At 38.2% G+C, this 13,084-nt stretch carries 11 protein-coding genes and 1 pseudogene; 8 read left to right on the forward strand and 4 right to left on the reverse strand.

Translation table 11 applies throughout. The annotated features are described in order from the left end of the window. Positions 1–949 (reverse strand): annotated as a pseudogene (locus SAGCYANO_RS16525) (RNA-guided endonuclease InsQ/TnpB family protein); the annotation flags it as partial. A gap of 369 nt (positions 950–1,318) precedes the next feature. Here SAGCYANO_RS16525 and glpX point away from each other — a divergent pair. The 5 genes from glpX to SAGCYANO_RS16540 all read left to right on the forward strand — a co-directional run bounded on the left by glpX (position 1,319) and on the right by SAGCYANO_RS16540 (position 6,337). Then, on the forward strand, positions 1,319–2,356 hold the full coding sequence (gene glpX / locus SAGCYANO_RS16530; RefSeq protein ID WP_202221082.1) for a class II fructose-bisphosphatase: 1,038 nt from the start codon (positions 1,319–1,321) through the stop codon (positions 2,354–2,356). Between the two features lie 953 nt (positions 2,357–3,309). After that, positions 3,310–3,498, forward strand: coding sequence for a helix-turn-helix domain-containing protein (locus SAGCYANO_RS44835; protein ID WP_237396235.1), 189 nt, complete (start codon positions 3,310–3,312; stop codon positions 3,496–3,498). Beyond that, positions 3,473–4,207, forward strand: coding sequence for a transposase (locus tag SAGCYANO_RS16535; protein ID WP_237396237.1), 735 nt, complete (start codon positions 3,473–3,475; stop codon positions 4,205–4,207). Before SAGCYANO_RS44835 ends, SAGCYANO_RS16535 begins: the two co-directional genes overlap by 26 nt. Before the next feature lie 258 nt (positions 4,208–4,465). Then, the gene (locus SAGCYANO_RS48815; RefSeq protein WP_305081049.1) at positions 4,466–4,585 is read left to right on the forward strand and encodes a hypothetical protein; all 120 of its coding nucleotides are present in this window, start codon (positions 4,466–4,468) and stop codon (positions 4,583–4,585) included. A 456-nt stretch (positions 4,586–5,041) separates the two neighbouring features. Continuing rightward, positions 5,042–6,337, forward strand: coding sequence for a glutamyl-tRNA reductase (locus tag SAGCYANO_RS16540; protein WP_202221083.1), 1,296 nt, complete (start codon positions 5,042–5,044; stop codon positions 6,335–6,337). Between the two features lie 433 nt (positions 6,338–6,770). On the opposite strand, the gene SAGCYANO_RS16545 is transcribed toward SAGCYANO_RS16540, so the two are convergent. Continuing rightward, positions 6,771–6,965, reverse strand: a complete 195-nt coding sequence (locus SAGCYANO_RS16545; RefSeq protein ID WP_202221084.1) for a hypothetical protein — start codon at positions 6,963–6,965, stop codon at positions 6,771–6,773. Positions 6,966–7,111: 146 nt separating this feature from the next. Here SAGCYANO_RS16545 and SAGCYANO_RS16550 point away from each other — a divergent pair, with 146 nt between their 5' ends. The 3 genes from SAGCYANO_RS16550 to SAGCYANO_RS16555 all read left to right on the forward strand — a co-directional run bounded on the left by SAGCYANO_RS16550 (position 7,112) and on the right by SAGCYANO_RS16555 (position 10,038). Beyond that, positions 7,112–8,338 carry a transposase gene (locus SAGCYANO_RS16550; protein ID WP_237396239.1) on the forward strand — a complete coding sequence of 409 codons (1,227 nt, stop codon included), beginning with the start codon at positions 7,112–7,114 and terminating at the stop codon, positions 8,336–8,338. Between the two features lie 54 nt (positions 8,339–8,392). Further along, complete coding sequence (locus SAGCYANO_RS47635) at positions 8,393–8,518, forward strand: hypothetical protein (RefSeq protein WP_255502578.1); 126 nt, start codon at positions 8,393–8,395, stop codon at positions 8,516–8,518. 77 nt (positions 8,519–8,595) lie between these two features. After that, complete coding sequence (locus SAGCYANO_RS16555) at positions 8,596–10,038, forward strand: hypothetical protein (RefSeq protein ID WP_202221085.1); 1,443 nt, start codon at positions 8,596–8,598, stop codon at positions 10,036–10,038. Between the two features lie 124 nt (positions 10,039–10,162). Here SAGCYANO_RS16555 and SAGCYANO_RS16560 read toward each other — a convergent pair whose 3' ends face one another. Continuing rightward, positions 10,163–10,711 carry a DNA-binding protein gene (locus SAGCYANO_RS16560; RefSeq protein ID WP_202221086.1) on the reverse strand — a complete coding sequence of 183 codons (549 nt, stop codon included), beginning with the start codon at positions 10,709–10,711 and terminating at the stop codon, positions 10,163–10,165. A 711-nt stretch (positions 10,712–11,422) separates the two neighbouring features. Beyond that, entirely contained in the window at positions 11,423–13,036 is a 1,614-nt protein-coding gene (gene radA, locus SAGCYANO_RS16565; RefSeq protein WP_202221087.1) for a DNA repair protein RadA, read from the reverse strand. Positions 13,037–13,084: the final 48 nt, after the last annotated feature.

Here is a 13,084-nt window from a genome sequence, read left to right on the forward strand (position 1 = left end):
GTTACCTTGCCAAATTTATGACCAAAATACTCTAACCATTTCCTGAATTGATACCAACCTGCATCATTAATAGACTTGGCCAGACAGTGGTTTTTCACCAAATTCTTAATCCTCAAATCTGCCTTCGGCGCGCCGCTCCGCGTCTAGGCGACCACATCGTTAGAGTGGACTACGCAACGCGCTAGTCTTTTGGCGTGTTCCTCACGTTGCCTACTTATTTTGAGGTGTACTCTACTCAGTTTATTAATGGCGCGCTGGCGGTTGGCACTGCCTTTATGTTTGCGAGAAACACGACGCTGATAGAATTTCATCCGTTTCTCACTCTTTCTGTAGAATCTGGGGTTTGGCTCTGTATTACCGTCTGAATCGGTGTAGAATTCTTTTAAGCCCACATCTAAGCCGACATTTCGTTTTGTGGGTAAGGTTGAGCCATGAACATCTACACTGATACAAAACTGACAATAATAACCGTGACTCTCGTCTCACCAGTCTCACTCGCTTAATCTTCTCAACTGGATAGAATGCCAAGTCCCATGTCCCAATCAGTTTGAGTCTACCAATACCTTTTTTGTCGGTAAATTCAATATGTTTGGGGTCTAGCAATTTCCAGCCCGATGTCTTGTATTCAACAGAGCGGCTATGTTTCTTGAATCGTGGGTACCCCTTCTTTCGAGATATCTTTGTTCTTGCAGTTGTCAAAGAACCTAGCAATAGCTGACCAACAACGTTCTACAGATGCCTGACAAGCATGGGAATTCAAATCTTGAACGAATGGGTACATGGAACGTAATTCGGTATTATACCTATACAGTTCTTTTCTACCTAGTCCTCGATGATCCATCCAATAGCGAAGGCATGAATTTCTCACGAATTGGCCAGTACGGATTGCCTCATCAATGGCTTGATATTGCTGAGGTTTTCCTTTGACTTTGAATTCGTATACTATCATAGTTTTGACGCTAGCTTGTGTGGCGTATATTATTAGTATATCAGGTTCAATTTAATTTGTGCAAGGGCGATTGAGGTTAACCGTCCTTCTAGGACGGGGCTTGAAACCCGCTTTTTTGGTCAAACTAAATATTTAAGATAACTGAAGCAATTAAATTTCCCAAACCGTCGCTTTCCCTCTATCAATCTTTCTTTAGTTTTCAACTTTTGACTTTTGACTTTTGACTTTTGACTTTTGACTGTCTGTAATAAAACTTTACACCCCACATTCAGCACAAAGTCCTAAGCTGATCCCTGGCTCTGATAGACTTTAACACTGGGAGAACAAAATAAAAAAGTTTTCCTCAGCAGTTGGGAGGATAAAAAAATCGTGGATAACGTAATTGGTTTAGAAATTATCGAAGTAGTAGAACAAGCAGCGATCGCCTCTGCTCGTTGGATGGGAAAAGGTGAGAAAAATACCGCAGACGAAGTAGCTGTAGAAGCTATGCGGGAGCGGATGAACAAAATTCATATGCGGGGTCGCATTGTTATTGGAGAAGGAGAGCGAGATGAAGCCCCCATGCTCTACATCGGCGAAGAAGTAGGAATTTGTACTCAGCCTAATGCTAAAGAGGTTTGTGACATAGAACAGCTAGTCGAGATTGACATAGCAGTGGACCCTTGCGAAGGGACAAACCTAGTTGCCTACGGTCAAAATGGTTCAATGGCAGTATTAGCTATTTCTGAGAAAGGGGGTCTATTGGCAGCACCAGATGTCTATATGAAAAAATTAGCTGCACCAGCAGTAGCCAAAAATCATGTAGATATTAATAAATCTGCTACTGAAAATCTCAAGATTATTTCAGAATGTATGGAGCGTGCTGTTGAGGAGTTAGTAGTTGTGGTGATGGATCGTCCCCGTCACAAAGAGCTAATCAATGAAATTCGTCAAGCTGGTGCCAGAGTCCGTCTGATTAGTGATGGTGATGTCTCGGCAGCTATTTCTTGTGCATTTGCAGGTACAAATATCCATGCTTTGATGGGTATTGGTGCAGCGCCAGAGGGAGTAATCTCAGCAGCAGCTATGCGTGCTTTAGGAGGCCATTTCCAAGGACAACTGATTTATGACCCAGCTATTGTCAAAACTGGTTTAATTGGAGAAAGCAAAGAAGATAACATAGCTCGACTCAAAGAAATGGGTGTCGAAGATCCAGACAAAGTTTATAATGCTGAAGATTTAGCCTCTGGAGAAACAGTGCTATTTGCAGCTTGTGGTATTACTCCTGGTACTCTAATGGAGGGAGTCCGCTTCTTCCCTCATGGTGCTCGTACCCAAAGTTTAGTTATTTCTTCTCAGTCAAACACTGCTCGGTTCGTAGATACTGTGCATATGTTCGGAGAATCGAAATCACTGCAACTTAAATAGAAATAGTATTGGGTAAATGGGAAATTTAGGAAATATTCAAGTTAAAGAATGACCTGCAAAAAATTAATATCAAGTGGTCATAATTAATTTCCTTGTCTCAATAGAGATGGCTTGGGAATGATTAACTAGCTATTATTATTAGCTATTAGTATTTCCTAGGTCATACTCTGAAAACGGTTATAGGCTAACAGAGTTGAACTACTCCACCCTGATTGAAAAAGATTTGTAGTGCGGGAGTATAGAATTAACTAGGTTTCAGTTTTTGGCTATCAACATTAGTGAGTTGCTATCTAATACTATATGCCTTGAGAATTGATTCCTGACTACTAAAGTGCTATTTCAATTTTTTGGTGGTAAATACAGAAAGCGAAACTTCTCTAAAGTTCATCAAACTTAGCCTATAACTATAGCTATAAAACTAAAATTAGTAAGTTTGTTCAGTTGTCTATCCATTGAGTCTTTATCAGCTACAATAAAGGTATAAAGCTAGTTGAACGTCATGGGTTCGGCAAATCACATTATTTGTAGTCAATTCCTGACCTGAAGCTTTTTTGTCAAAAAATCTGTTCAATTTAGCTTGCTTACCATCCAGCGCCAATATTTCTTTGAAAACAAATAGAAACTCAGCTTTAATCAACTGTATCATCTAGTATCTAAGAGTTACGATTATCAAACTTTACTAACTAAAGTTAGTAAGCAAATAATTAGAAGGTTAGACTCAGCTTGTAGTAGTTATTTTGCAGCTTTAAAACCATGGCAAAAACAGCCCCATAAATTTTTAGCTGAATCGCCGAGAAGCCTCACGCCATAATATGCAGATTTGGCGGATGAATCGGTGGCAAATTGTAATGGGTTCGATGCCCATTCAATTTGCATGCCATCCTAGCAGAAGCTTTCGCCCTAGTTGAAAAACTTATATTATTGTCTTGCAATAACCCCGGAAATTTTCCACTATGCGCCCTGCCTACCAATATAAATTAAGGCCAAATAAAGAACAGTTAGCCACAATAGAAATGTGGTTAGAATTGTTGCGTCGGCAGTACAACTATCGATTAGGCGAGCGGTTCTCATGGTGGTCAGAAAACCGTTGTCCAGTTAACGCTTGCCCCAAGGTGCATGCCAATTCCTCAACTCAGAGATAATCCAGATTATTACTCTCAAAAACGAGATTTGGTCAATACCATAGACTTGTTTCCTGACTACAAGCTAATTCATTCTCAAGTTTTACAGGATTGCATAAAACGGGTAAAACTTGCCTTTGATAGATGGTTTAAGGCAGACAAAAATGGACATAAATTAGGAAAGCCAAGGTTTAATGGAATTGGACGTTATCGCAGTTTTACTTATCCTCAAATCAAACTTGACTGCATTCAAGGAAATAAAATAAACTTACCCAAAATAGGAAAAGTAAAGTTAATTCAGCATGGTCCAATACCAGAAGGGTTGACAATTAAAACAGTGACGATTAGTCGTAAAGCAGGTGGTTATTATGTGACTTTATCCTTAGAAGACAAATCAGTTCCGGCTTTAACAACTGAAGTGGAACCTACATTAAAAAATACTCTGGAAATCGATATGGGACTGAAGGAATTCTTAGTAACAAGTGAAGGAGAATCTGTCCCCATCCCTCATAAATATCGAAAATCTCAGCAGAGATTAAAGGCTCTACAAAAACGTTTATCCCGTAAAAATAAAGGCAGCAAAAGATGGTTAAAAGCTCTTCTAGCTGTAGCTAAACAACATAAAAAAGCGGATGCGAACCCGCGACGACGCCAGCTCGCTTGCGGAACGCCGACCAAGAGAGGGAATGCTGACCAAGAGAGGGAACGCGCACCAAGCAGTGGCCGATAAACGTAAAGACTTTCATTTCAAAACATCCAATGAATTATTATCAAAAGCTGAAATTATCGCCCATGAAAACTTAAACATTAAAGGACTAGCAAAAACCCGTTTAAGTAAATCAATTAACGATGCGATTTGGGGGTCAATTCCTGTCTATTTTGACTGTCAAAGCCGGAAATGCTGGAGGTGAAAACCATAGCAGTGAACCCCAAAAATACTAGCCAAGATTGCTAAAACTGTGGGGAAAAAGTTCTCAAAGAATTAAATATACGAACTCATTCTTGCTCACATTGTGGTGTTGTAATTGACCGCGATGTGTTTGCGTTTGCGCAGCATCCCGTAGGGAAGCATGACAAACGGAAACGCGGCGATCAATATCAAAAATAGGGCGGTAGGGCCCAGACGTCCTTAAAGCACGCGCTTGCCCGACGGAATACCGGGGCAGGGAAACGAGAAGCTCACAATATAGCGCCATCTTAGTGTGGGAGTATGTCACTCATTTATTAAACCTGCCTCCTTTTTTTGAATAATTAATTTTTGATGAGATGCGGAAATCAGATAAATTTCTCCTATATACCTCATCTTTTTAATTTACAGCGTATTCAGTGGTTTATGAAGTACAGCAGGGAGTAGAAAAAAATACAGTTTTTCATTTCCTGGGTATTTTGAAGCTTTCATCTAAAACTCAAAGCAATAGCTGATGGCTGATAGCTGACGGCTGAATGCTTACTTAAAATCTCTTTTCAAACCATCAATTATTGATAGTTATTTTCCGATAATTATGGGAAAATTATCAATACTGAATTCTGTTGACAAATAACGACAAAATAACAAAAAAATTATATGAATATTGCAGTTGTAGGACTTAGTCACAAAACAGCACCCGTTGAAGTTAGAGAAAAATTAAGTATTCCAGAAACACAAATAGAAAATGCCATTACTCAATTATGTGGTGGAACTTATACTCAAGAAGTTGGCATTCTTAGTACCTGTAATCGTTTAGAAATTTATGTAGTTACTAATGAAATGCAGCCTGGTATTCGGGAAGTAATTCAGTTTCTTTCTGACTCTAGTAAAATACCTTTAAATTTACTCCGTCCTCACCTATTTATGTTGCTCCATGAAGATTCTATTATGCACTTAATGCGAGTTGCTGCTGGATTAGATAGTTTGGTATTAGGTGAAGGGCAAATTTTAGCTCAGGTTAAACAAACTCATAAACTTGGGCAACAATATAAAGGTATTGGGCGGATTCTTAATCGTTTATTTAAGCAAGCTGTAACTGCTGGAAAAAGGGTGAGGACGGAAACAAGTATTGGTACTGGTGCTGTTTCTATTAGTTCGGCAGCGGTGGAATTAGCTCAGATGAAATTAGAGGATTTATCTAATTACCGAGTGGCTATTGTTGGTGCTGGTAAAATGTCAAAGTTACTGGTACAACATTTATTAGCTAAAGGTGCAAATAATATATCAATTATTAATCGTTCTATCGGACGCGCTCAGGATTTAGCAAATAGTTTTAAGGATGCAGATATAAATGTTTATTCTATGTCAGAAATGGATCGGATTATTGCTAATTCTGACTTAGTATTTACTAGCACTGGTGCAACTCAACCAATTTTAGATAAGGCTAAATTAGAAGGAATTTTAGCTCCTAATCAATCTTTAATGTTGGTGGATATTTCTGTACCTCGTAATATTGCTACTGATGTGAGTGAATTGGCGAATGTTAGTTGTTTTAATGTGGATGATTTGAAGGCTGTTGTTGCTCAAAATCAAGAAAGTCGTCGGCAAATGGCGATGGAGGCTGAGGTTTTATTGGAGGAAGAGGTAGAAGCTTTTGATGTTTGGTGGAGAAGTTTAGAGACGGTTCCTACTATTAATTCTTTACGACAAAAAATAGAGACTATTCGAGAGCAGGAATTAGAAAAGGCTTTATCTCGTTTGGGTTCGGAATTTGCGGAAAAACATCAAGAGGTAATTGAGGCTTTGACTAGGGGTATTGTGAATAAGATTTTGCATGACCCGATGGTTCAGTTACGGGCACAACAGGATATTGAGGCGAGGCGTCATGCGATGCAGACTTTACAACTTTTGTTTAATTTGGAGTCAGAAATTAGTTCTGGTAAGGCTGTTTAGTTAGTTGGTGGGTTTGTTTGGTAGGGTGTCCGTGGCGTACCCTATCTTTCCGGTTTTTTGTGTTGAATAAAAAATCATGATTATGGGCGATAAACCCCCATTATATTTATCTTATCATCTTTTTCTTTCCTTGCAATCCTTACTCTCTTTCTGCTTTTTTTGTGCTTAACAAAATGAAAATTCTCATATTTTATCTCTACTCTAGGATGACTATCTATGGTCGGTCATTGTCCTGCCTAGTTATGGTGCGATCGCTCCCTTAAATATCTAGCAGGATCTAGCAGGTTGAATAAAAAATCATGCGTAGGGGCGAGCAAACCCCAATATATTTATATTATCATTTTTTTCTTACCCTGCAATTCTTACCAAGGATTGGCGGGACGTTGAAAGCCCTCTCTCTTTAGAGGAGGGATAAAAACGGACACGGCAGGTTTTAACCTGCTGTCCAGCCTTTGATTAAGTCTGGTAATACTTGCCTTAACTTCTCTTGCCAGTCTGGGACAGACTTTAATTTTTGGGCTAATTCTTCATCGGTTTTGAAACAGACTGTGGTCGTTAGGGATTGCTTTCTGTCAGTAGTAAACCCTAGTTTATGTTTTTTTGGGAAAGGCATTGTGTTAGACTGCATATATTCGTATACTTATATATAGCATCTTTCCAGGGGGTGATATACAGAATGCCTATTTATGGATGTCAGAAAAATTTAATTAACCCGGATAACGAATTGAAATCAGTACTTGAGTTTATTTGTTCCGAGTCCCATAAACTAACAAATTGTGGTATTTACTATGGTCGTCAATTATTTTTAAGAGTAAAAAGATAATTGGCAAATATGACTTAGAAAAAGAATACAAGACTAACAAACACTACAAAGTTTTGTACTCACAGGCTGCACAGCAAATATTAAGGTCTGTTGCGGAATCTTTTAAATCATTTAAAGAGCTAGATAAGAAGTACAAAAAAGGTAATTTGCATTTCAAGCCCAGGGTTCCCAACTACCGTAAAAAAGACGGTTTAGCAGTGGTAATTTATCCGTCACAGGCTTTAAGGCTTGTTGGAGACCAAATCAAAATTCCCCTGGGCACAACTGTAAAACGATGGTTTAAGTTAGATAGCTTTTTAATACCTATGCCGTCGAATCTAAAGTTTATAGATATCAAAGAACTGCGAATATTACCACGCAATCAGTGTTTCTATGTCGAGTTGGTCTATCAAAAAGAAATTCTAACTCAACATAATTTAAATCCTCAGAATGCTTTAGGTATCGACCCTGGAATCGACAACTGGTTAAGTTGCGTCTCTAATGTTGGTACTAGCTTGATTGTTGACGGTCGCAAGGTTAAAAGTCTTAACCAGTGGTATAACAAGCGTGCTTCCACACTTAAAGAAGGCAAACCGCAAGGCTACTGGGATGGCCAACTAGCCGAAATCACAGAAAAACGTAATCGTCAGATGCGTGACGCTGTGAATAAAGCTGCAAGACTAATTGTCAATCATTGCTTAGAACATCAAATTGGCATGATTGTTTTTGGTTGGAATCAGGGACAACGACAAGGGGCAGACTTGGGAAAAACAACACAATCATTTGTCCAAATTCCTACATCTAAACTCAAAGAACGGGTAAAACAGTTGTGTACAGAACACAGTATTAAGTTGATTGAAACCGAGGAATCCTATACCAGTAAAGCTAGTTTTCTAGACAGTGATTTTCTACCTACTTTTGGTGAGAAACCCGTTTGCGTAGCATTCCGTAGGAAAGGGTGGAAACCATCAGGGAAACGAGTTAAACGCGGGATGTACCGCACTGCTAAAGGAATATTAATCAACGCTGATTTAAACGCAGCTGCGAATATACTTCGCAAAGTAGAGACACAATTAGGTTTAAGCCTAGTCAAGGTCTGTAGGCAAGTTTTGGCCCTTGCTACCAGATTTCGTATCTGGGAAACCAAAGCTAAAAAGCGGAGTGGCACGGATAAATCCAGCCATGTAGCAACAGCTTAGAATCCCCTCGGCTTCAGCCAGGGGAGAGGTCAATAACGCACCTTTTAATATGGTGTGACACCAGATGCTATGAGTGATGAAGATAGAGCTTGGTGGAATTCGTATAAAAATAAAACCCCTAACAATTTAGGTTGGTATATAGATTTAGCTGTTAAAACTTGGAATTACGGAATTAAGTAAATTCGCTAATTAATCTCAGGAACAGCAAGTAACATTACAAGTATAATTTACACATTCTGATTCTTATAAAGAAGTTTATGCCATATTTAAAAGCCAAGCATTTAACAGAAGCTGAGAAAAAACGGGATGAGAAGGTAGCAAAGTCTACTCGTAACTTAGTCTTTATCAATGAAAAAATCAAATTTCAGTCAGAAGAAGATTTAGAAAATTATATAGAATTAAATTTTAACCAGATTTTTCCAGACTTAGTTTTGATTAAGCGTCAGCATACTATTAATACACAAAGGTGCGATTTACTATGCTCTATTAAATCAGTTAAACAACCTGTGATAATTGAGTTAAAAAATGAAGAGGATAGAGGTTTAATCTCTCAGCTTACTCGCTATAGGAAAGCTTTACTGATAGAAAAGCCTTTTGCAGAACAAATAGATTATTCATTACCTGTGAAATTAATAGCGATACGGCTAACGCCACGCTCCGCGAACGCTCCTATTTTCCATGAGGATAATTATACAGATAAGGAAGCTTCCAAGTTTGAGGATGATTTTTGTTTATGGGAGTTTAGTATTGATGTTGAACAGAATAAAGATATTGCTAAATTTAATCTTTCAGGAAAAACTTATGATATTCCTTATCCTATATTTGGCTTCCCAGGAAAAAATTTAAACTCTGAATCTTATAGTAAAAGTTTACCGACTTTTGCTTGGGAATTTAATTTTAGACTAGATGAAAAATACAAGAAAGATTTTCAAGCTATACGAAATCAATTAATTGCTCAACCAAAAATCAAAGAAATGGTTAGCACGAGCTATCGAAAAGTATTGTATGGAACAGGTGAGGGAAAAAATCATAAAAAATTGGCAGAAATAACTAATATTCCTGGAAAAAATGTATGTTTATTTCTGTGGTTGCCGACATCTGTAGATACAAAGTCAGAAAGACCAGTAGAAAGATTTGGATTTGTTTTAAAAGATGCTAGTAATCCTTTATCTCATGATTCTGTTGTTGAGTGGTTAGTATCAACTAAAGAAACTTTGAATAATAAAAATACACCCGATATTAATTCAGAAGTAGCTGCTTATGGTAGATATGGTGGATTAAAATGGAGTAAAGCAAATTTATATTTAGCTAACGTGACTTTTCGTTACACTCAAGACCTAGCTAAATTAGAGGAGTGGAAAAGAGTAGCTAAAACATCTAAGTCTAAAGCATTAAACCAGGTAGTTAATTCATATCAAAATAATCCGACATTCTGGTTACTAATGTATGTTTTAAAAGGTGTGACACCAGAAACTATTACTGATGAAGATAGAGCTTGGTGGGAGTCATATAAAACACAAACTCCTACACATTTGGGTTGGTATATTGATTTGGCTATCAAAACTTGGAATTATCAGATAAATAAGAAAACTATTTTTCAGAAAAAAATAGCCAGTAAAATGACACTCCTTTTGCTCAAAAAATTTATGTCATATATGACAAATAAAGATTTAAAAATATTCTCCAAAAGAGACAAATAACGGGATGATGTAATATAGCAAAATTTACCCGCAATTTAGTTTGTATTAAAGATTAATCGAAAATTACCTAATTTAGTAATTTGAGAAAAAAGATATTAGTTGATGATGCAGAAAATTTGACAGCTTAAACAGAAATGCTAATTAATTCCTCAATATTTTTCTTATTGATTTTCCACATCTCCTCTTCTTCCCAAATCCATCTACTGTCAACCCGCTCCACTGTACCGTCAAAATTAAACACTGTCGCCGTTGCCAAAGTCTCAATCCACACAGTGGCTCCACAACTATGAGGTTTTTCTGGTCGATAAACAATCCGACAAGGACCGTGAATCTCAACTTCGTGACCTTTACCTAAAATCTCAGAGCCACGTTGAGCAGAAAGTACATATTCACATTTAGCTTGAGGATCGACCTTTTTGAGCTTTCGATTTTTCTCTATATTAGGCCGATTAAAATGAAGAGTATTTTTACCACAGTGGCGATGAGGAGACCAATTGGGTTTAGGGCCACGTTTTCTACCAGAGACTCTTGGTTTTCCTTTGTACAGAGGAATTCCCCAAGTCCGACCATTTATTTTCCGAGCGCCTTGAATCCGACCTTCTTTGAGCAAAACTCGGACTCGTTGAGCAGAAATACTTAATAGAGAAGCTGCTTCAGTAGTTCCAACAAACATAAGATTTAACTATTGCGTATAGCAGAATAATACTAAATAATACAAAGATTACAAAGTTATACATTTGAGGTGCTTCAGATAAAAAAATTTTCGCTAGTCTATTTTTCAAGCTAAAGAATATTCATAGCAAGACTCAAGAAGGTAGGTTCTCTAAATAGGGTTAGGGTTTGCCGAATAAAATTTTTTGCTAGGGATAGGAATCAACCCACCCCTAACCCCTGCCCTCCTGGCAGGGCTGTTTCATTCTCGATAGACACGGGGACGCGGTGACACACCAGACACGGGGATGGAAGTTTTTAATTTATGATTAAAAGTTGAGTTTTCACAATTTTAGTCAGAGCAAAAGGGACGCTTATTGGCTGAAAAATCGGCAAATTTTGGTAAATTTCACTGTTCTACGATCCTCTCATCTCCCGTTCTCCCGCTCATCGTTAATCTACAATACTTTGAAACAGCCCTGCTCCCAGGAAGGGAAGGACTGAGGACTGAGTCAGAAGAAACGGGGAATTTAGAGGAGTAAAAGTAAGAATTGTCCCTCAATTTTTCTGTCCTTGATTTCCCAAAATGCTAACTTTTTGAACGTTTTAGACTAAAACAAGGGCACTTTTTTGGAATCTCATAAGGCTAAAATCTTTATCTGTCAATACTTTGATAGTTAATCAGCAAACCTATTTACTCCTTGTTCCTTCTTCACTTTTAACAATAAAATCCTCAATTCTCCATAGTTGGAGGTTGGGCTGGAATAGCAGCAATAATTGCATCTATCACCTTAGCAATAGGCAATATTTGCATTCCTAAATCTGGCGTTTGTTGACCTTTCGGAATAATTGCCCTCTTAAAACCTAACTTCGCAGCCTCTCTCAACCTTAATTCCAACTGAGATACAGGTCGCACCTGGCCACCTAAACCAACCTCTCCCAGCAAAATAATCCTGGGGTCAACTACCCGGTCGCGAAAACTAGCCACTACTGCAATAGCAACTCCCAGGTCTGCGGCAGGTTCTTCTACACTCAACCCACCCACTGTCGCCACATAAGTATCTAACTTAGATAAAGGAATGCCGACCCGTTTTTCCAACACTGCCAAAATCTGTTGCAACCTACCACTATCAATTCCAGTAGTAGAACGTCGAGGCGCACCATGACTTGCCGGACTTACTAAAGCTTGAATTTCTACAACTATTGGGCGAGTACCCTCCATAGAAACAACCGTGGAAGTTCCCGAAGCATATTCATCGCGACTTCCTAAAAATAACTCTGAGGGATTCAATATCTCCTTTAAACCATTCGCCACCATTTCAAATACTCCAATTTCGTGAGTAGCGCCGAAACGATTTTTCATAGAGCGTAACAGACGGTGAGAGGCAAAGCGATCGCCCTCAAAATACAAAACCGTATCTACCAAATGTTCTAAAACACGGGGACCTGCTAAAGCACCATCTTTAGTTACATGACCAACTATTAATAAAGTAATATTTTCCCGCTTTGCTACTTGCATTAAAGCTGAAGTACATTCTCTCACCTGAGCAACCGAACCAGGAGCAGAAGTCAGCGAAGCAAAATAAATTGTTTGAATACTGTCAATCACAGCAAGATATGGTTTGAGAGATTCTAACTCTCTTAAAATTACTTCTAAATCTGTTTCTGGCAATAAAAATAAATTTTCCTGAGAATCTGTAGTGGAATCTTTTATAGTTTCAGCATTGTCATTGCTTTCTTGACTTTCGTTGGAGGATAAATCTTCATCCATCTCAACATTTGAAACAATATCCTTATTTTCATTTGAGGATAAATCTTCATCCATCTCAACATTTGAAACATTATCCTTATCCTCTTCCTTTACTTCTACTTTATTGAGATTAACAATTAAACGTTGCGAACGTAATTTAACCTGTTGTCCAGACTCTTCTGCCGACACATATAAAACTCGACATCTACTAGACAACTGATTAGCCACCTGTAATAAAAGAGTAGACTTACCAATACCAGGTTCCCCACCAATCAAAACCAAGGAACCAGGAACAATTCCACCACCAAGCACTCGGTCTAACTCTTCAAATCCAGAAGGCATTCTGGACAAACTTTGGTCAGAAATCTGGGATAATAGAAAAGATGCCCTTGGTTGACCATAAGACTTATCTGATTCAGATGCTTGACTGCCAATGTCTATATCAGTAAGTCCCAATCTTTGTAAAGTCGTTACAGTTTTTTGTTCTATCTCCGGTGTCATAGAACCCCAGGTATTACACCCAGGACATCTGCCCAAATGTTGAGCAGACTCATACCCACATTCTCCACAAACATACTTTATTTTCTGTTTTGGCATTTCTTAAAATAATTTAATATTCACTCGTAAATATAAAAAGCCTAAAGT

It is taken from the genome of Okeania sp. KiyG1 (assembly GCF_014132355.1).
GTDB lineage: Bacteria > Cyanobacteriota > Cyanobacteriia > Cyanobacteriales > Microcoleaceae > Okeania.

Excerpts from the sequence above, each read along its gene's own strand:
- SAGCYANO_RS16540 (WP_202221083.1), top strand. The coding sequence starts at position 5,042 with ATGAATATTGCAGTTGTAGGACTTAGTCACAAAACAGCACCCGTTGAA.
- SAGCYANO_RS44835 (WP_237396235.1), top strand. The coding sequence starts at position 3,310 with ATGCGCCCTGCCTACCAATATAAATTAAGGCCAAATAAAGAACAGTTA.
- SAGCYANO_RS16545 (WP_202221084.1), bottom strand. The coding sequence starts at position 6,965 with ATGCAGTCTAACACAATGCCTTTCCCAAAAAAACATAAACTAGGGTTT.
- SAGCYANO_RS16535 (WP_237396237.1), top strand. The coding sequence starts at position 3,473 with ATGCCAATTCCTCAACTCAGAGATAATCCAGATTATTACTCTCAAAAA.
- SAGCYANO_RS16560 (WP_202221086.1), bottom strand. The coding sequence starts at position 10,711 with ATGTTTGTTGGAACTACTGAAGCAGCTTCTCTATTAAGTATTTCTGCT.
- SAGCYANO_RS16555 (WP_202221085.1), top strand. The coding sequence starts at position 8,596 with ATGCCATATTTAAAAGCCAAGCATTTAACAGAAGCTGAGAAAAAACGG.
- radA (WP_202221087.1), bottom strand. The coding sequence starts at position 13,036 with ATGCCAAAACAGAAAATAAAGTATGTTTGTGGAGAATGTGGGTATGAG.